Genomic DNA, 19,631 nt, shown 5'->3' with positions numbered 1-19,631 from the left:
CTACTTCCGGATGCAGCGATCTATTTTCCATGACTTAGAAGATCTCATGCGGAAACTCAGGAAGCAAGATGTATCGTCACGGTAGGTTTGGGCTCGAAGCGGTCATGCGGCGGCGCGGCAGGCTCCTCGGCTAGATCAGCCGGGTTGCGGGCCGTGGATGGGTCTTGGTTGACACTTGCCTGGTTTGGCTGAAATTTGGCTGCGTAGAGCGCGTAAGATGCGTATGGAAGCCTAACCATATATTTTTTTTAATTTTGGGGCGTTTGAGGGCACGCGGTTTGACACAAAGCGAAGAGGCGAGATCAGAGTGTTTTTCCAGACGAGTGGGACACAATCCAGACGAAATCCAATTAGTCAAAACAAGTATGGAAGTTTGGGGCGGCGAAGCGAGAGTTCTTGCCGGAGGTGTTGCGGTACAAGCCTATCCCGGAAAGGCTGATCGGCAACATGCTTACTCCTTCGGTACATTGGTCGAGCCCAAACCAAAATTTGGCTTCCGTGGGAAACAACGAGTTGTGCGAGAAGTCTTTTGGACACTTGATATGGAAGGGGTGGAAGAGCGTCTGGGCGGTGATTTCGCTGCTATACCTATAGAATGGTTCGAAGAATGGTCCAGCAGCAAAACATAGCGTCATTGGAGGCCGTGCTCGAAAAGCATGGTGCTGATAGCCGCTTGGAAGCTTCGATGACATTTCCGGAGCTAATCCAAGCACTTGAAGCTGCCGGGAATCTTCAAGCTGGTGCTGAAAAAACAGATGATTTTAGCGTGAGTTGGCTGAATGACTTACCTGTCCAAGGAGAGCTATTTACCCGAGATGGCCTGGGTTGCTGGCGAGTTCTGCTTATAGAAGTTGAAAAGCTTGGCGTAATCTGGCTCGGAGTGCCGGAAGGACGGGCAGATGCCGGACTGTCATTGTGGTATTTGTCCAAGGAAATGTCCGCTGGGCAGGTAGCAACGCTTGTTTCAGGTCTCACCAAAAATCAAGATATACTTTTTTTAGACCCCTTTTCGGGTGAATTGGTGGCAAAGACTGCCTTGCCAATTCAAAGAACGGCGCCTTGATCCACTCAAGAAGCTTGTCATCCTCACAACAATAGTCTTGTGCGAGGATTCGAACGACTGTTGCATTATTTTTCCATGCAGACATTGGCGCAAGCGCAGCGAACGGCAACTAAGTCCGCTGAAGAGACCTTGCTCCAACACGCAGCGAACGGCTGCTTCCCGCCCTTAGTGTCGGTGCCTGGGTTCATGCTGCGTCCTGCACAAATGTCGCGGAAGGGCTGGGACCAGTCATTCGCTGCGCGTTGCACGAACGCCCACTCTAGGCCATTGCCCCCCCTAAGCACGTCGGACGGAAATCTCTCAACGATTGCAGTCTCCGCTCAACGCCTGCGGCGCAGGTGAACCCGACCAACGTTCGATTGGCTCCAGCGCTCGTGCCCGGCGTCGGGACGACCGTTCCTCTCCCACGCAACTGTAACGCCGCGAGGCGCTCCGGAGGGGTTGGCAAGACGGTTCTCCGCTTGCTCAGGCACACAGTTTCCAGGCCGCGCCGCGTGATCTACCCGCCCCGTCCGACCGGCGTGAGGCTCTCGAAGGCGACGCCGGTTGCGTCCCGGTATTCCTCCTCATCCCAGAAGCCGATGAGGATGCCGCCTTCCGCCGCCTTCTTCTGTCGCGCCAGCACCGTCGGCGTTGCGGTGATGCGGGTGTGATGTCTGCTTGCCCAGTCAAGCAGGGCGCTTTCCATCCGCGCACGGACGCGACGGTGATCCTCGGCCTCCGAGGCGCCCAGATCGGTCAGCTCATGGGGATCGGTCTCCAGATCGAAAAGCACCGGCCGGAAGCCCTCGCAGCGGATGTATTTCCAGCGCCCGTCGAAGATCATCGTGGTATGGGCGTCTTCCTGTGGCTGGTCCAGCAGGCGCGCCATGTCGGACCAGTGGTAGTCATGCTGGCTGATGACATAGCGGCGCGAGAAGCCGTCGGTGCCGTGCAGGATCGGTGTCAGGTCGCGGCCCTCGATGACATGCGGCTTGGCCGGACAGCCAAGCGCGTTCATGAAGGTCGGCGCGAGGTCGATCATCTCGACCAGGTCGTCCGAGACCAGCCCGCGGCTTGCCTCGGCCTCGGGACGCGGATCCGCGATGATGAGCGGGACCTTGACCGCCATCTCGTGGTAGAAATCCTTGTCGCCCATCCAGTGGTCGCCCATGTAGTCGCCATGGTCGGAGGTGAAGGCGATGATGGTGTTCTCGCTGAGGCCGCTTTCCTCCATCCAGGCGAAGAGCCGGCCGAGATTGTCATCCAGCTGCTTAATGAGCCCCATGTAGGCCGGGATCACGTGCTCGCGGACCTCGTCGCGGGCGAAGCTCTGGCAGACGCGGGCCTTCAGGTAGGCCTGCATCAGGGGGTGGTCGGTCTGGTGTTCGGTCTTGGACCGGACCGGCGCCACGATGTGCCGTTCGTCGTACATGTCGTGGTAGGGGGCCGGGACGATATAGGGCCAGTGCGGCTTGATGTAGCTCAGATGGCACATCCAGGGCCGGCCGTCCGCCTGGGCGTCCTGCATGAAGGCGATGGCCCGGTCGGTCATGTAGGCGGTTTCCGAGTGCTCTTCGGGGACATTCGCGGGCAGGCGGGAATTCTTCAGCAACCAGGCCGACAGCAGCTCTCCGTCGTCGCCGACACCGGAATTGGCGAAGTCTTCCCATGGGTTGTCCGAGGCATAGCCATGCGCGACCAGGTAGTCGTCATAGGCGGACCAGTTCTGGCGTTGGCTGTCGGGGTGCAGGCCGTCGTCACGCTCGAACGGCTCGAACCCGCATTCCGACACGCGCACGCCGATCTCGCTTTGCGGATCAATGCCCAGCCAGGCCATGCCCTCGGCGTCGGCGGTCATGTGGGTCTTGCCCACCAGCACGGCGCGCGCGCCCACCTGGCGCAGATGATCGCCCAGCGTCGGCTCTCCCACGCGGAGGGGCATGCCGTTCCAGGTGGAGCCGTGGCTGCGGACGTAGCGCCCGGTATAGGCCGACATCCGCGAGGGGCCGCAGACGGGCGACTGCACATAGGCGTTGGTGAAGCGGACGCCACGGGCGGCCAGCGCATCGATGTGGGGCGTGTGCAGGTGCGGATGGCCATAGCAGCTGAGGTAATCGAACCGAAGCTGGTCGGCCATGATCCACAAGACATTGGGGCGCTTCGTCATTTCGCGGGGTCCTTCCCGGCAATTTTGTCCGCTACAAGCTGCTCGACCGGGATGCGCAGGAATTGCTCCAGCCGGTCGAGAAACCCGGCGAAGTCGCGGATTTCCTCTTCCGTGAAGACATCCCTCAGGGCGGCACGGCGATGCGCCATGACGGGCGCGGCCTGGTCGAAGGCGGCACGCCCCTTTGGCGTGATCTGGACGATGGTCTGCCGCGCGTCCCGGCTGCTGCGCTGCATCTCGACGAAGCCCTTCTTGCGCATCTCCGGCAAGGCGCGGCTGAGTAGGGAATGATCCGCCCGCTGGATCGCCGCAATGTCGCGGATGGTCATCGGCCCCGCTTCGACAAGATCCCAAAGGGTTCGCCATTCGACGATAGAGAGCCCTCCCCCCGCGAAATCCAGGAACTTTCGGCCCTGGGTCCGCGACGCGGCATAGACGGCGGGCAGCCGTGAAAAGATGTTCAGGCCTTCGCGCTCCATTCGGGCGCGCACCTGATCGGCATCTATGGTCACCTGTTCGGTCATGGCTGTCCTCCCCTTGCATGGAACATGGAGAAAAAGTTTTTACGTGACAAGTCATATATTTTCTGCAAGCTTTCGTTCCAGGCTCAGGGAAACCTGGCCTGTGCGCCTTTGGAGGAGGGCGCAGTTTCAAGGGAGGAAACCATGATCAAGACCGTGATAGTCGGGGCGGCGCTTGCAATCGCGCCCCTGGCCGCGTCCGCGCAAGCAACGCTGACCGCGGAAACCACCACGCCGGGATCGACCCCGCATTACATCGACACCACCCTGGCCGCGATCCTTGACAGCGCGGGCGTTGCAACGCTGCAGATCACCGAAGGCGCGACGCTGACCAACTCGGTCCAGGCCGTCGCGGAGGGCCAGCTCGACATGGCGCCCGCCCCGCTGATCCTGCCGTTCCTGCTGTCGCGGGGCATCGGCCCATACAGCGGCGTCGGCGCCGAGGAGGGTGCGAAACTGGCCGATAACCTGCGGGTGATCTTCTGGAATTCAGGCTCCGCGCAGATCTTCGCCTATTACAACAACAATCCGGTCGAGGACATCCGCGCTCTGGACGGCCTGCGGATCTGGAACGGTCCGCCGCGCGGTGCCGCGCTGACCTCGGGCCGGGCCCTGGTGCAGCTTCTGTCCGGGCTGAAGGATGGCGAGGGCTATGAAGGTATCCAGACCCCCTGGCCCGATACCGTGTCCACCATCACCGGCGGCGGTGCCGATGCCTGGACCTCGCCCGAGGGCCTGCCCTCGGGGCGCCAGATCGCCATCGCGGCGGCGGGCGGGATCACGATCCATGATGTGCCTTCCGACCTTCTGGCCAGCACCTTGGGCCAGCAGATCGTCGCGGCCCCCGGCCACGCGCCCTATTCCCTGCCGGTCGAGGATTTCCGCAACGCCTATGCTGGCAACGACATCACCATCGTGACCGATGACGATACCTTCGACACGTTCGCGACGGCCTTCGGGCAGATCGTCAATGCGTCGATGGACGAGGACCTGGCCTACCAGATCACCAAGGCCTACCTGGAAGGGGCAAGCCGGTTCATCGAGGGCTCCCCGCGCGGACCCTACGCGCGGCTCAGCTTCGGGGACATTGACGGCGTGTCGCAAGGTGCCTGCGGGGCGGTGGACATCAAGATGCACCCCGGCGCGATCCGCGCCTTCGAGGACGCGGGCCATACGGTCGCCGATTGCCTGCGTCCGTAACACCTGAACCAGCCTGAGCAACCAGGAGGGGCCGTTTGCCCGGCCTCTCCAATGGGGACATGTGCGCCATGACATCTCAGACACCCGTTATCCTGCCGCTTGGTCGACGCATCGCCATGCTTCTGGCGCTGGCGCTGGTCTTCGTCGGCATGGCCAACACCATGCCGGAAATTCCCGGCCTGCAGGACTGGGCCCGGAACGTGACCGGGCAGCCCTTCTTCCGGGTATCGAACTTCCCGCCCGAGTATTTCTATCCCCCCGTCTTCCTGCTGATGATGGTGATCGTGGCACTGGATGCCAGCGTCTACCGGGCGTGGAAGACCGACAGGCCGAACCTTGCATGGTTCGGACTGATGCTGGATGTCGGCCTGCTTCTGGCGGCCTTCCTTGCCGCCTTCGGCTTCCTGGTCGAGATCGATTCCATCTGCCTGATCGACCAGATCACCGGCGAACGCGCGCGGCTCATCCAGGACGCGGCGGAACGGTCGGCGGGGGTCATTCCCGGCATCTCTTTCGAGGCCGAGGTGCCTGCCTGCCAGGCCCGTTTCGGGATCTGGATCCTGCCGCTGCTGTTCACGATCATCACGCTGTTCTTCCTTTACAACATCCGCATCTGGGGCCTGCCGCTCGTGGCGGTGGCCAGCATCGTCGTGCTCTACACCGTCGGCACGGCGCTTATCTGCGTGTTTGATCTGTCGGACAACAACTTCCTGCTGACCAAGCTGGGCGCGGAGGGAGGCGATCCGACCGCCGCCGCGATCCAGAAGGCGACGAATGTCTTCGTGACCCCCGACGGCTTCATGGGCCGGTTCATGGACATCGTCGTGAACCAGGTCTTTCCCTACGTGGTGCTTGGGGCGCTCTTCGGCACTTCGGCGGGCGGCACGTCCCTGATCAAGCTGGCGGTGCGGGCCACCCGCAACCTGCGCGGCGGGCCTGCGCATGCGGCCATCGTGTCCTCTGCCATGTTCGGCACCATCACCGGCGGGCCGGTGACCAACGTGCTGTCGACCGGGCGGCTCACGATCCCGATGATGCGACGCAACGGGTTCTCGCCGCAGTTCGCGGGCGGGGTCGAGGCGGCGGCCTCGTCGGGCGGGCAGATCATGCCCCCGGTCATGGGGGTCGCGGCCTTCGTCCTGGTGGCGCTGACGGCGGTGCCCTACACCAAGGTCATCACGGCCGCCTTCCTGCCGGCGATGTTCTTCTTCTTCTCGATCTTCCTGGCCGTGATGTTCCAGGCCCGGCGCGAGAAGGTCGAGGCCATGCGCGAGATCCCCGAGGACCTGATCATGGTCCGGCAGGACTGGTACAACCTGATCATCATCGTCGTGCCGATCCTGACGATCCTGTTCCTGCTTCTGGGCAGCAAGGACGCCATCGACGGCGGGCTGATCGCGGCGATCCTGCCCGACGGGCTGGTGCGAACGATCACCAATTCGACCGGAGACGCGGTCTCGGCCGGGTGGTGGGCGGTCGCGGTGCTGATCCCGCTGCTGTTGCTGGACCCCAAGACCCGCGCAAAACCGTCAAAGATCCTGGTCTCGCTGGCCGATGGCGGTCTGCTGATCTCGCGGTTGTTCCTGCTGCTGTTCGCGGTGTCGATCATCTCGGCCTTCCTGAATGAAAGCGGACTGACCGGAGAGCTGACGCGTGCCGTGACCTCGTGGCTGGAGAAGGCACAGGTGCTGCGGATCTTCGGCTTCGAGCTGCAGATCGTCGGCGGGGTCTACCTGATGCTGGCGCTCACCTGCGCCATGCTCTGCGCGATCCTGCTGGGCATGGGGATGCCGACGGTCCCGGCCTATGTGAATGTCGCCCTGCTGCTCGGGCCGCTGCTGGCGAACCTTGGCGTCAGTTTCTTCACCGCGCATATGTTCGTCTTCTACTTCGCGGTTGCCTCGGCGATCACGCCGCCGGTCGCGGTGGCCGCCTTCGCCGCCGCCTCGATCACCGGGGCCGAGCCGATGCGCACCGGGGTCGCCGCCGTTCGGGTGGGCATCGTCATGTTCACGATCCCCTTCATCTTCGCATGGTACCCGGAGCTGCTGCTGATCCCCGAGGCCGTGACCATCACCGATGACTCGGGCGCGAAAACGCTGATCGAAGGCTACAGCGGCGAGGTCGACCTGACGGCCCTCGGGCTTCTGTCGCTGCGGCTGATCCTTGCGCTGTACCTTGTGGCCTCGGCGCTGGCGCGGTTTGATCGCGGCCCGATGCGCGCCTGGGAAGTCGCCTGCCGGCTGATCCTTGCGGTTCTCATCATGTGGAAGACAGATCCCGTCATGTGGGCAGGCATCGCCGCCGGGCTGGCGCTGATTGCTCTGCACGTCGTGCTGTCGCGACGGAAAGACGAGGTGGCACCGGCTTGAATTCGCCGTGAGCCCCGAGGTGGAGCCCTGTCGGACCGGAGACATGCGCCGGTCGCCGGCCTCGCCTGCGATGGTGACCCGTTGCTGCCGGCTGCCAGTCAGGTTGCCGGAATGGCGTCCGCCTGCAAGGTACGCCCGCCGAGATTTCGTCGTCGCGGCGCAGGGCTGAGAGCTCCGCCCGACCAGACAACGCCCCCTCAAATCAAAAGGGCCCCGCCATTGGCAGGGCCCTTTCAGTCAGTCCTGAGGGACTTACTTCAGCGTGATGCGGCCGTCCGTGTAGGGCGTGTAGGGCGCATTCTCGGCGATGTATTCCGCGGTGACATCGGCCAGGTCGGGGCCGAAGTCATAGGCGTTCATCGCGTCCTTGAACATCGCGTAGCCGTCGCCGCCGTTGCGGACGTAGTTGTTGGAGACCACGCCGTAGACCTTGTCGGCCTCGATGGGTGCGCCGCCGACCATCACGTCGGAGATGCGCGAACCGGGTTCGGCAGAGGGATCGACGGTGAAGGTCACACCGGCCACCTGCGGGAAGCGGCCTGCGCCCTCTTCGATCTGGCTGACGCCGTTCTCAAGCGCTTCCACGAAGGTGGCGCCGGTGACCTGGAAGGTCGAGAGCGTGTTCTGGAACGGCAGCACGGTCAGCACTTCGCCCATGGTCACTTCGCCCGCGTCGATGGAGGCACGGATGCCGCCGCTGTTGGCGATGGCGATCTCGACGCCCTGGTCGGCGACACGCTCGAGCATGGCGTCGGCGATCAGGTTGCCCATGCCGCATTCCATGGCACGGCAGACGTCACGCGCACCGACGATCTCTTCGGCGGCTTCCGCGACGACCTTGTTGCGGATCTCTTCCAGCGGAGCCGCGGCCTCGGCGATGCGGGCGACGGTGGCGTCGTCCTCTGCCACGCCGCCATCCATGACGATCGGCTCACCTTCGGCCGAGACGATCTTGCCGTCGTCGTCGAAGGTCACGTTCAGCTCGCCCAGGAACTTGCCGTAGGCATAGGCCGACACGATGGCGGTGTCGCCGACCATGGTCGGATAGGGGCCTTCGGCGCCGTCATCGGCATTGCTGAGGTAGGTGTTGGAGTGGCCGCCAACGATCACGTCCACGCCGGTGGTGTTGGCCGCGACCGTCTGGTCGACGCCATAGCCCGAGTGCGACAGAACGATGATCTTGTTCACGCCCTCGGCGGTCAGCTTGTCGACCTCACCCTGAACCGCCTCGGAGGGGTCGGAGAAGGTGATGTTGTCGCCGGGGCTGGCCAGCTCGTCGGTGTCTTCCGGGGTCAGACCGATCAGGCCGATCATCTCGCCGCCCACCTCGATGGTGGTGGACTTCATCAGGATGTCGGCCAGCAGCGGCTCACCCGAGACATCGGCGTTGGACATCAGGACGGGGAAGTCGACCGCATCCATGAAGCCGGCCAGGACCTCGGGGCCGTCGTCGAACTCGTGGTTGCCGACGGTCATCGCGTCGTAACCCATCTTGTTCATCATCTCGGCGGCAAGCTTGCCCTTGTAATAGGTGTAGAACAGCGTGCCCTGGAACTGGTCGCCGCCATCCACCAGGATCGAGTTGCCGGCGCGGGCGCGGGCCTCTTCCACGGCGGTCACCAGGCGCGCGGAGCCACCGAAGCACTTGCCCTCGGCGTTGTCTTCCGAGGAGCAGCCCGAGTCGTATTTCGAGATCGGCTCGAAGCGGGCGTGGAAGTCATTGGTATGCAGGATGGTCAGCGAATAATCGGCCATTGCGGCGCCGGCGCTCAGCGCCAGTGCGGCCGCGCTCGCCAGAAGACGGACAGACATTGGGTTACTCCCCTTTATGGTCACTTATGCCGGGATGCTGCCCCGGCATGATGGCCCGAGTCAAAGCAGATCTCTGCATCAGCAGGATGACATGAGCGCCGGACGGGGTGGATCTGACCATGTGATCAAAAGAGTCACAAAACTGTCATACTCCGCACGGGCGATGCGGGATCAGCCCGGAAGCTCTGCCTCGACCAGCGCCACCATGCTCTCGGCGACAATCGGGATCAGCCGGTCGTTGAAGTCATAGGCCGGGTCATGGACCATCACCGGCACCTGCCCCTCTTCGGCCATGCCGAAGAAGACGTAGGCGCCGGGCACCTCGTTGAGCATGAAGGCAAAATCCTCGGCCGCGAGGATCGGATCGGCCTCGTGGAAGCTGACCGGGGCCGCGTCGGAGGCCAGGACCTGCGCGGCATCCTCGACCGCGGCGGGGTCGTTGCAGAGCGGCGGGTAGCCGTCGTGCCAGTCGATCTCGACCTCGAGCTCCGCCGCCTCGGCCTGAGCGCGGGCGAGACGCCTGATTCCGGCCTCGAGGAAGCTGCGATCCTCGGGCACCAGGCAGCGCAGCGTGCCCGAGATCCAGCCGCTCTCGGCGATCACGTTGAAGGCGGAGCCCACGTGAATCTGCGTGACCGAAACCACGGCCGCATTGAGCGGGTCGATGCGCCGCGCCACCAGGCTCTGCAAGGAGACCACCAGCTGCGACAGCGCCAGGGCAACATCCTTGGCCAGGTGCGGCATGGCGGCATGGCCGCCCCTGCCGGTCAGCGTGATGCGGAACTCATCCGCCGAGGCCATGGTCGGCCCCGCCCGGAGCGCCGCGCGACCCAGCGGCAGGCGCGGGTCGTTGTGGAAGCCGAAGAGGCGGTCACAGGGGAAGCGGGCGAAGAGGCCGTCCTCGATCATCTTCGCACCGCCGCCCTGCCCCTCTTCCGCAGGCTGGAAGATCATGTGGACGGTGCCCGAGAAATTGCCATGCGCGGCAAGGGCTTCGGCGGTGGCCAGCAGGCTGGCGGTATGGCCGTCATGGCCGCAGGCATGCATCTTGCCGGGGGTTTTCGAGGCATGCGGCAGGTTGGTGTGCTCGTCCATCGGCAGCGCATCCATATCGGCCCGGATACCGATGGTGGGCCCCTTGCCGCGCCGCAGGGTGGCGACCAGGCCGGTGATCCCCAGCCCCGTGGTCACCTCGTAGCCCGCCTTGGCGAGGCGTTCGGCCACCAGTGCCGAGGTGCGCGTCTCTTCAAAGCCGAGCTCCGGGTGGGCGTGGATATCGCGGCGAAAATCCCGGTACTCGGGGAAGCGATCGGCCAGGAAGCGGGCAACGTCGGTATTGGCAGCCATGTCTTTATCCTTCTGAATTGCCACGATGATCTTCATTGCGGCCCCGAAGGCAAGCCCGCAAAGACTGGAAATTCGACTGGGCGCCGGGGGGCTGCTGAAATCCATGTCGCCGGGTATCGCTTCCGCTGAGGAAAGAAATGCGCTTATGCTGGGCGTGTTGGGACTCGCAGAACGATCTTTCCGGGACGGCCCCCTTGGTGCCGCCTGCCGGAAAGGGTGCGCGCCCCGGGGTGTGCATCCGGGGCGCGCGGGAGGCTTTCGGCGGCTAGTGTGTGTCGTGAGTGCCTATAGTCGCCGAAAGCTGCGGGCGGGCCGTGCCGGGCCTGCCCGCGACCGCGCGAGGGGGACGTGGAAAGGCCCCCGAGCGCAGATCGCCTGGGAGCACCCGCAGGCACCCCCACCTTTTCCTCAGGTCACCCGTTCAGGCCGTGCGGGCCATGCGGGTGGGGTGGTTCATGTCGCCATGTTCCTTTCCTGAATTCACGGGGACAGGATAGGTTCCGCCCCCTTGGTGGGTGGCGCCGCACCCCATCGCACGGCACCACTTCTGCACTGGCTTCCCCCGTTATGCCGCCTGGGCAATGAAGAGGAAGTTTCCGGCCTGGGCCACCTGCTCGACGGTGAGATCACCTTCGAGAAGGATGTCCCCATGGCCGGGGATCTGGACACGCACGCCGCCCTCGGCGCGCGCGGTGATGACGAGATCGTCGACAGACCTCAGGCCCGGGATCTCGAGCTCGATCACGTCGACGCCGGGCTCGAAGTCGGTGATGACATCGCCCTCGGTCACCTCGCCATCGGCGAAGGAGAAGACATCGGCGCCGGTCCAGCCGGTGAGCGTATCCGCCCCCTCGCCGCCCGAGAGCCAGTCATCGTCCATGCCGCCGTTCAGGAAGTCATCGCCGGAGCCGCCGTGGAGCTCGTCGTTGCCCTGCGACCCGGCGAGCTTGTCGGCACCGGCGCCGCCATAGACGCTGTCGTTGCCTTCGTTGCCCTTCAGGTAGTCGTTGCCGGTCCAGCCGATGACCTCGTCATCGCCCGAGCCGCCGATCACGCGGTCGTCCTGCTGGCCGCCGTTGAGAAGGTCATCCCCGGCGCCGCCCTTCAGCACGTCGTTGCCCTGCGAGCCCGCGAGGGTGTCGTCACCGCCGAAGCCCTCGATGGTGTCATCGCCCGAGTAGCCCTTCATGTAGTCGCCAAAGCCCGTGCCCTGCAGGTGATCGTCGTTGCCCGCCCCCTCGTGGGTGCCGGTCAGGACGTCTTCGGCCTGGCCACCTTCGCTCACCACCTGTTCCGCACCGGAGGAGATATCGGCGTTGCCGCCCGAGAAGGTCACTTCCATGATCTCGTAGGGCTTGAGCGTGACGGTGATCACCGCGCTGTCGAACTCGTAATCGGTGTATTCGGCCATCACGTCATGTTCGGTGTAATAGTACTTCTCACCGTTGATCATCACGTAGTCGGGTTCGACGCGGCCATCCTCGGTGGACCAATGCATCCCGTCCGCGCTGGACTGGTCGAAGCCCACCTTGACGCCGGTGGCGCTTTCGTAGTCGCCGACCAGGGCCGAAAGGTCGATCTCGATGGTCTCGACCTCCATCGAGCGGGAAGAGATGTAGACCACGGTCTCTTCGTCATCGCGGTAGGCGTTGACCTCGACGCTGCCGTCATCATTGCTCAGATCGACATCGACCAGTTCCTTGCCCGGCAGGGACGAGGACATCAGGTCGAAGACCGCACCGCGCACCGAGGTGGTCACGCGGCCGAACTCGTCGGTGGTGACTTCGCCGTCGCGGTCGCCCGCCAGGTCGGTGGCGGTGTTGTGGTTCACCGCCCAGACATCGGCGCTGTCGACACCCATCTCGATCATGTTCTCGAACTGCTCGAGGATGGTGGAGGCCGATTTCATGCCGTTCTCGTGGTAGGAGGTGGTCCGCACGTTCCACTCGGTGATGTGCAGGTCCAGCTCTTTGTCGAAGTTGGCATCCCAGACGTCGTAGTCCTTGGTGATGTAGTTCTTCTCGGCCAGGCTGTCGTCGTAGACCTCGTTGTCCTGGCGCCAGTAGTAATGCTCGACCACGCCGTCCAGCTCTGCGCGGGCCTCGTCATCGAGCTGGTCGATGATGGTCTGGTTGGCCGCTTCCAGGCGCTCGATCCAGGAGCCGTCGGAGACCGAGACATGGTATTCCGAGGCATGGTTGGGCGTCGCCATCTGGGCGATGATATCGGCCTGCTCCTCGCCTTCGAGACCGGCGTTCTCCATGCCCTGGGCCAGCGCCTTGATGGCGATATTGGCCTTGGCGCCATATTCGGTCTCGCCGAGGGAGGACCAGTATTCGTTGCCAACCTCGAAGGCGGCCACGACGTCGGGGTATTGCTCGGAGACCAGCTGCGAGAAGAGCTCGATCTCTTCGCCGAACTCCTCGTATTCCTCGAGGCTAAGGTGCTGGGTCGGGATGACCAGGGTGACCTTCACGGCGTCGGAGGTGTCGCCGTCGCCATCGGGGTCCTGGGCCCAGTCCAGCAGGCGGGTGACTTCCTCACCCAGGCTGACCGTGCCGTCCTCGGCATATTCCAGGTCGACGATGTTCAGCCATGCCTCGCCCTCGGTCTCGGCCGGGCCATCGCCCTGGCCGGCGGGGAAGCGGATGTGGTCGATATCCAGCTCTTCCATCGACTCGATGATATTGTCGAGCGGCTGACCCATGTCGGTGTTGATCGTGTAGATCACATTGGCGCCGAAGAGCGCATCCTTGACGAACTGCCCGGTGCCCTCGGCGCCGGTCACTTCCATCGAGATGGTAGGCTCTTCGCTCAGCTCGTCCTCTGCCGCGGCACCGGCAAGGCTGTCGCTGCCGTCTTCGGCCACCAGCGTCTCTTCTTCCGTCTCGGCGATGGTCTGCTCGCCCTCGGCCAGCTCTGCCTCGGCAGGGGCTTCGGCGGCGTCCTCGACCTCGGGTTCCTCTACCAGGGGTTCCTCGACCTCGGGCGCGACCTGGACGGTCTCTTCCTCGGCCTGGACCTCGGTGCTTTCCGGGGCCAGGAGGGTCTCGTCTTCCTCGTCGCGGATATCCAGGGTCTCGACGGCGCCGGTCTGGAAGTTGCCAACCCAGGAGGTATCGGCGGCCAGCTCGTCGGCCGAGTAATCCTCGATCACCGCGACCAGCTCGTCGTCGAGATAGAGCGCAGCGCCAGAGCCGTCCTCCATGTCAACGATCGACAGGGCACGGTTGCCGTCGGCAAATTCGCTTTCAGGGATCATCACACCGTCCGCGTCCATCAGGAACAGCTGGTCGGGATGGGTCTCGGGGTCATCGGTGGCGGCATCGAAACCGCTGATCAGGGTCGGCGCGGCACCGGCCACCCCCGTCAAAACCTCGAAATTCAGAACATCATCTTCGGCGAGGTCATCCTCGTCCAGGGCCTCGTCCTCGAGGGCCTCAGGGCTTACCGCGTCTTCTCCCGTCGCGGCCTGGTCCGATGAGGAGCCGGCCTGATCGGCCGGCTCCCCCTCGTCTATGGTCGACGAACCCTCGTCATCCGAGTTGTCATCAGGGAAAACGAAATCTAGGGGGCTGGAGCCGTCTTCTGACGTCTCCGCATTCTCCAGTTCTTCGTCTTCTCCATCTTCGACTTCGCCCTCGGACCCGAGGACCTTACCCAAAACGCTGTCTTCGGCGACGTAGCCAGAGGCTAACATCCCCAACAGCGACACCAGTAACGGTTCCACTGTAAAACTCCGCACTCACAACTGACACACACAAGACAAAGATGCCTGATTTCTGCGGCAGGTACACCGCGATACGTGCAATGACAGTGATGCGGGAAAGTCGAGTGCGCACGTACGTATGCAGGTTGAGCTACCCTCTCAGCGGGAAGCTATTTCACCTAACGCGCTTGAAGAATAAGGGAAATAATAGCGTCACCCCTGGGGGGCCAACGGGCCTTGGCCACTCTCCCCAGACGGGTATCGAACTTTGCAACACCGAGTGTGCAAATGCAAAGAGTGCCCAGAGAAGCTCGGATTTTCACCTTAAAGGCGAGTGAAAAGGTCCCAGAGGGAGCCTTTTCACTGCGCGGATACATCAAATGACCATCGGTGTGTGTGTGTGTCAGGGTGACGGAGCAAAGGTGTATCGTGCCACCATTATATCCCAAACGATTTACCAGGCGTAAGGAAATAACGCCTGAACGCCTGCCCCCGCCATTTCCCGCAATTCAGCGCTTCGATCCCCTGCCGCGCACAATCCACGGCTGTGATTCGAGCGGGACATACCGCTGATGGGGTATTTGCGGCCGGAAATCGGCCCTCGGCCCGGCGAAATGTTGCAATTCCGTTACGCGCTGTCCCCTTTCAGCCAGCTTTTCATGATGTGCGGAATTTCGCCTGCATACATGTCCACATGCGACTTTGGTCGCGGCTCGGCCCTGCGGGAGCATGTTTCGCCAAACGGAACTGACCCTACGGCAGCCGATACGCATCGACAGATTCGGGCTCATCAAGCGCCCCTGCCCCCAGGTCGAGGCCGGCTGCGCCGCGCGAGCGCGGGACTGGGCGGGATTTCGGCCACAACAAGTCACTCGCCCCAGGGTTGCACAACCTTGGCGAAACTGTGGCAGAGCCGCTATTAAATTCCACCAATTGAGGTAATTCGCGGGCAATGAAAGTCAAGCCATGCGCTGAGCGCATATCATTGACCCGTGAGTCAGCTCTCTTCGCCAGCGCGAGAGACAACGTGGGTGGCGTCCACCTGGCCCAGGGCAGTGAAGAGCGCGTTGGTGTTCACCACGCCGAATTTCTTCAGAAGCTTGGCCCGGTAAACCTCGACCGTGCGGTAGGACAGGTCGAGTTTCAGGGCGATTTCCTTCGAGGTCAGCCCATCGGCCAGGAAGGAGACGATCTCGCGCTCGCGGCGGGTGAGCTCGTTGTAGGGCCGCACCGGCGACAGGTCCGCGAAGCTCCAGACCGCGCGGGTCAGCGGCGCGTCGGGGGTGAAGGAATGCCCCCGCACCCGGCACCAGAAGAGCGTGCCGTCGCGGCGGGCCATGACGCGCTCGTCCCAGTAGGTATTGCTCTCGCGCAGCTTGGGGACGCCCCGGTCGCGGATGTTCTGGAACTCTTCCGCCGAGGGGTAGAGGATCGAGAAGGTCTGGTCGCGCAACGCGTCGCGCTCGTAGCCGAACATCTCGGCAAAGCTCAGGTTGCAGTCGCGGATCACCCGGTTCTCGGTCACCACGAGCCCCACCGGCGCATAGAGGAAGGCGATCTCCTCGAAGCGTCCTGCCTCGTAGGCCTGGCGGATACGTGGTTCCACGATATTGCTCCCGTCACAGCGCTCTGTGATCCTTGTGTCCGCAAGGAGATACCGGAGGAGTCGTTGCCGCGCAACGTCCCGAAGGCGGAGGAAAAGGGAGGAGGACTCATCATGAAGTCCCTGTACACGCTGGCCGGCGCGATCGCGCTCGGCCTTGGCATCGGCTCTGGCGCAATGGCGCAGGACCCGGTGAAGATCGCATTGATCCACGGCATGTCCGGCTCGAGCTTCGAGGCGTTCTCGAAGCAGAGCCAGACCGGTTTCGAGCTGGGCCTGGAATATGCCACCGGCGGCACGCTGGAGATCAAGGGCCACCCGATCGAGATCATTCACAAGGACACCCAGTTCAAGCCGGACGTGGCCCGTGCGGCGCTGGAAGAGGCCTATGGTGACGACGAGGTCCTGCTGGCCGTCGGCGCGACCTCGTCGGGGGTGACCCTGTCGATGCTGCCGATTGCCGAGGAATACGAGAAGATCCTGATCGTGGAACCGGCCGTGGCCGACAGCCTGACCGGCCCCGACAGCAACCGCTACATCTTCAAGACCTCGCGCAACTCGTCGATGGACATGCAGGCCCAGGCCCTGGCGCTGGCGCCTGACGAGGATCTCTTCGTCGCCACCCTGGCCGAGGATTACGCCTTCGGCCGTGACGGCATCACCGCCTTCAAGTCGGCGCTGGATGGCTCGGGCGCGACGGTGGTGACCGAGGAATACGTGCCCCAGGGCACCACCGACTTCACCGCCTCTGCCGAGCGCATGTTCAACGCGCTGAAGGATCACGAGGGCCGCAAGGTCATCATGATCTATGTCGCCGGTGGCGGCGACCCGATGGGCAAGATCAAGGCCATGCAGCCCGAGCGCTACGGCATCGAGATCTCGACCGGCGGTCACATCCTGCCCGTGCTGCCGACCTACAAGCGGGTCCCCGGCATGGAAGGCGCGATCTACTACTACTACGAAGCGCCCCAGAACGAGGTGAACGACTGGCTCGTGAAGGCCCACATGGACCGCTACGAGACCCCGCCGGACTTCTTCACCGCCGGTGGCATGGCAGCCGCCATGGCCGTGGTGAAGGCGCTTGAGAGCGCCGAGGACTGGGACACCGAAACCCTGATCGAGACCATGGAGGGCATGTCCTGGGAGACGCCCAAGGGCACGATGACCTTCCGCCCGGAAGATCACCAGGCGCTGCAGTCCATGTATCACTTCAAGATCAAGGTGGACGAGAACGTCGACTGGGCGATCCCCGAGCTGGTCCGCGAGATCAAGCCCGAGGAAATGAACATCCCCATCGGCCGCGAGAACTGATCGCGCTTTCCGATCCCGGTCCGGCAACGGGCCGGGATCACCCGCCCGCGCGCGGGCGCAAGACCACAGGCTCCCCCATGACCACACCTTCCCTCATCACGCAGGATCTGACGATCCGCTTCGGCGGCCACGTGGCCGTCAACGCCGTCTCCTGCGCCTTCCGGCCCGGAGAGCTGACGGTGATCGTCGGCCCCAATGGCGCCGGCAAGACCACCTATTTCAACCTGATTTCCGGCCAGCTGCGCGCCACCTCGGGGCGCGTGCTGAAGAACGGCACCGACCTGACCGCCATGGCGCCCTCGGCGCGCGCCCATCACGGCGTCGGTCGCGCCTTCCAGCTGACCAACCTCTTCCCCGGCCTCTCGGTGCTGGAAAACATCCGCCTCGCCGTGCAGGCCCATTCGGGCGACGGCTGGAGGCTCTTCCGCCCCGCCGCCTCGCTGAAGGGGCTGACCGCCAAGGCCGAGACCTACCTAGAAGCCACCAAGCTGACCCCGGTGGCGCATCAGGCGGCCTCGGAACTCAGCCACGGCGACCAGCGCAAGCTGGAGGTCGCCCTGCTGATGGCGATGGAGCCCGATATCTACATGTTCGACGAACCCACGGCGGGGATGTCGCTGGATCATGCCCCCGACGTGCTGGAGTTGATCGCGGACATCAAGCGCGACACCACCAAGACCGTGCTGCTGGTCGAGCACAAGATGGACGTGGTGCGCGCCCTGGCCGACCGCATCATCGTGCTGCACAACGGCGAACTGCTGGCCGATGGCGCGCCCGAAGAGGTGATGTCGAGCCAGATCGTCAAGGATGTCTATCTGGGCAAGGGGGTGGCGGCATGAGCCTTCTGTCCCTGAAGAACATGAAGACCTCGATCGGGCAGTACCATGTGCTGCACGACATCAGCATCGAGGTCCCCGAGGGCGGAGTCTTCGTCCTGCTGGGCCGCAATGGCGCGGGCAAATCCACGACCCTGCGCTCGATCATGGGGCTCTGGAGCCCCTCCCCCGGTTCCGTCACCTTCCGCAGCGAGGACCTGACCGGCCTGCACACCGCAGAGATCGCCAAGCGCGGTATCGCCTTTGTCCCCGAGGACATGGGCATCTTCGGCGGCCTGACCGTGGCCGAGAACATGGTGCTGGCCACCGCCGACGGCAGCTTCGACAAGGACCGTCTGCGCTGGATCTACGATCTGTTCCCGGCGCTGGAAAAGTTCTGGGACAAGCCTGCGGGCGCGCTCTCGGGCGGGCAGAAGCAGATGCTGTCCGTGGCCCGCGCCATCATCGAGCCGCGAGAGCTGATCCTGATCGACGAGCCCACCAAGGGCCTGGCGCCTGCCATCGTCGACAACATGGCTGAGGCCTTCCGCCAGATCAGCGACCGCAGCACCATCCTGCTGGTCGAGCAGAATTTCGAGTTCGCCAAGTCCCTTGGCCGCGACATGGCGGTGATCGAGGACGGGCGCATCGCCCATGCCGGAACCATGGCAGATTTCGCGGCCGACCAGGACCTGCAGGACCGCCTGCTGTCCCTGTCGGCCTGAGGGGAAGAGAATGGAACGACTGAACGAAACCATCGACCGGCTGGGCGGCGTCTACCTGCTGCCCCTGGCGGTCGCCGTGCTGGCCTTCGTGCTGATCGGCGCGCCCTCGAGCTGGGCGACGCTGACCGTGGCCGGCCTGGCCATGGGCATGATGATCTTCCTCATGGCCTCTGGCCTGAGCCTCGTCTTCGGCCTGATGGACGTGCTGAACTTCGGCCATTCGGCCTTCATCAGCCTCGGTGCCTTCATCTCGGCCAGCGTGCTGGCGGCCATGGGCGGCTGGCTGGGGGCCGAAAGCGTGCTGCTGAACGCCGCCGCCCTGCTGGTGGCCTTCGGCGCGGCGATGCTCTTTGGCCTTGTTGCAGGCTGGTTCTTCGAGACCGTCATCATCAAGCCCGTCTACGCCGACCACCTGCGCCAGATCCTGATCACCATGGGCGCGCTGATCGTCGTCGAAGAGCTGATCCTGGCGATCTGGGGCGGCACGCCCTTCAGCGTCGGACGGCCCGCCTTCCTGGAAGGCGCCTTCGTCATCGGTGACATCACCATCGAGATCTACCGCGCCTTCGCCTTCGCCCTTGGCCTGCTGGCCTATGCCGCGCTCTATTTCGTGCTCAACCGCACCCGGCTGGGGCTGCTGATCCGCGCCGGTGTCGAGAACCGCGAGATGGTCGAGGCCTTGGGCTTCCGCATCGACCGGCTGTTCATCGGCGTATTCATGGTGGGCTCTGCCCTGGCCGCCCTGGGGGGCGCCATGTGGGCGGGCTACGAGACCCTGATCACCCCGCACCTCGGTGCCGACATGATGATCGTCGTCTTCATCGTGGTGATCATCGGCGGGCTGGGTTCGGTCCAGGGCACCCTTCTGGGCGCGATCCTGGTCGGGCTGATGAGCAACTACGTGGGCTTCCTGGCCCCCAAGCTGTCGCTGGCATCCAACATGCTGCTGATGATGGCGATCCTTCTGTGGCGGCCCAATGGGCTGAAGCCGGCGGTGAAATGAC

At 63.9% G+C, this 19,631-nt stretch carries 14 protein-coding genes; 8 read left to right on the top strand and 6 right to left on the bottom strand.

Going from position 1 to position 19,631, the window contains the following annotated elements:
* The first annotated feature begins 278 nt into the window (after nucleotides 1-278).
* On the top strand, nucleotides 279-629 hold the full coding sequence (locus CRO50_RS19915) for a hypothetical protein (protein ID WP_143516878.1): 351 nt from the start codon (nucleotides 279-281) through the stop codon (nucleotides 627-629).
* On the top strand, nucleotides 608-1,063 hold the full coding sequence (locus CRO50_RS19910; RefSeq protein ID WP_143516877.1) for a hypothetical protein: 456 nt from the start codon (nucleotides 608-610) through the stop codon (nucleotides 1,061-1,063). Before CRO50_RS19915 ends, CRO50_RS19910 begins: the two co-directional genes overlap by 22 nt.
* Before the next feature lie 499 nt (nucleotides 1,064-1,562).
* Here the strand turns inward: CRO50_RS19910 and CRO50_RS07925 are convergent, their stop codons facing one another.
* On the bottom strand, nucleotides 1,563-3,212 hold the full coding sequence (locus tag CRO50_RS07925) for a sulfatase-like hydrolase/transferase (RefSeq protein WP_097145328.1): 1,650 nt from the start codon (nucleotides 3,210-3,212) through the stop codon (nucleotides 1,563-1,565).
* A complete protein-coding gene (locus CRO50_RS07920) occupies nucleotides 3,209-3,736 on the bottom strand; it encodes a MarR family winged helix-turn-helix transcriptional regulator (protein ID WP_097145327.1) in 528 nt (175 codons plus the stop codon). The genes CRO50_RS07925 and CRO50_RS07920 overlap by 4 nt, the downstream gene beginning before the upstream one ends.
* A 141-nt stretch (nucleotides 3,737-3,877) precedes the next feature.
* Between CRO50_RS07920 and CRO50_RS07915 the strand changes: the two genes are divergently transcribed.
* Together CRO50_RS07915 and CRO50_RS07910 are read left to right on the top strand one after the other, a co-directional pair.
* A complete protein-coding gene (locus CRO50_RS07915) occupies nucleotides 3,878-4,933 on the top strand; it encodes a TAXI family TRAP transporter solute-binding subunit (RefSeq protein ID WP_157791720.1) in 1,056 nt (351 codons plus the stop codon).
* Nucleotides 4,934-5,001: 68 nt separating this feature from the next.
* A complete protein-coding gene (locus tag CRO50_RS07910; protein WP_232617731.1) occupies nucleotides 5,002-7,305 on the top strand; it encodes a TRAP transporter permease in 2,304 nt (767 codons plus the stop codon).
* Between the two features lie 252 nt (nucleotides 7,306-7,557).
* Here CRO50_RS07910 and CRO50_RS07905 read toward each other — a convergent pair whose 3' ends face one another.
* The 4 genes from CRO50_RS07905 to CRO50_RS07890 all read right to left on the bottom strand — a co-directional run bounded on the left by CRO50_RS07905 (nucleotide 7,558) and on the right by CRO50_RS07890 (nucleotide 15,779).
* Nucleotides 7,558-9,117: a bifunctional metallophosphatase/5'-nucleotidase gene (locus CRO50_RS07905; protein WP_097145325.1), complete on the bottom strand. Its 1,560-nt coding sequence runs from the start codon at nucleotides 9,115-9,117 to the stop codon at nucleotides 7,558-7,560.
* A 171-nt stretch (nucleotides 9,118-9,288) separates the two neighbouring features.
* The gene (locus CRO50_RS07900; protein WP_097145324.1) at nucleotides 9,289-10,464 is read right to left on the bottom strand and encodes an amidohydrolase; all 1,176 of its coding nucleotides are present in this window, start codon (nucleotides 10,462-10,464) and stop codon (nucleotides 9,289-9,291) included.
* Nucleotides 10,465-11,029: 565 nt separating this feature from the next.
* The gene (locus tag CRO50_RS20455; protein WP_097145323.1) at nucleotides 11,030-14,128 is read right to left on the bottom strand and encodes a calcium-binding protein; all 3,099 of its coding nucleotides are present in this window, start codon (nucleotides 14,126-14,128) and stop codon (nucleotides 11,030-11,032) included.
* 1,042 nt (nucleotides 14,129-15,170) lie between these two features.
* On the bottom strand, nucleotides 15,171-15,779 hold the full coding sequence (locus CRO50_RS07890; RefSeq protein ID WP_097145322.1) for a helix-turn-helix transcriptional regulator: 609 nt from the start codon (nucleotides 15,777-15,779) through the stop codon (nucleotides 15,171-15,173).
* A 111-nt stretch (nucleotides 15,780-15,890) separates the two neighbouring features.
* Here CRO50_RS07890 and CRO50_RS07885 point away from each other — a divergent pair, with 111 nt between their 5' ends.
* The 4 genes from CRO50_RS07885 (at nucleotide 15,891) to CRO50_RS07870 (ending at nucleotide 19,630) form a co-directional block, all read left to right on the top strand.
* Complete coding sequence (locus tag CRO50_RS07885; RefSeq protein ID WP_097145321.1) at nucleotides 15,891-17,087, top strand: substrate-binding domain-containing protein; 1,197 nt, start codon at nucleotides 15,891-15,893, stop codon at nucleotides 17,085-17,087.
* Nucleotides 17,088-17,164: 77 nt separating this feature from the next.
* Nucleotides 17,165-17,926: an ABC transporter ATP-binding protein gene (locus CRO50_RS07880; RefSeq protein ID WP_097145320.1), complete on the top strand. Its 762-nt coding sequence runs from the start codon at nucleotides 17,165-17,167 to the stop codon at nucleotides 17,924-17,926.
* Nucleotides 17,923-18,627, top strand: a complete 705-nt coding sequence (locus tag CRO50_RS07875) for an ABC transporter ATP-binding protein (RefSeq protein WP_097145319.1) — start codon at nucleotides 17,923-17,925, stop codon at nucleotides 18,625-18,627. Before CRO50_RS07880 ends, CRO50_RS07875 begins: the two co-directional genes overlap by 4 nt.
* A gap of 10 nt (nucleotides 18,628-18,637) precedes the next feature.
* On the top strand, nucleotides 18,638-19,630 hold the full coding sequence (locus CRO50_RS07870; RefSeq protein WP_097145318.1) for a branched-chain amino acid ABC transporter permease: 993 nt from the start codon (nucleotides 18,638-18,640) through the stop codon (nucleotides 19,628-19,630).
* The last annotated feature ends 1 nt before the right edge of the window (nucleotide 19,631 follow it).

Source organism: Pseudooceanicola antarcticus, from assembly GCF_900215355.1.
GTDB classification, from domain to species: domain Bacteria; phylum Pseudomonadota; class Alphaproteobacteria; order Rhodobacterales; family Rhodobacteraceae; genus Pseudooceanicola; species Pseudooceanicola antarcticus.
This window is presented reverse-complemented; position numbering and strand designations above follow the sequence as displayed.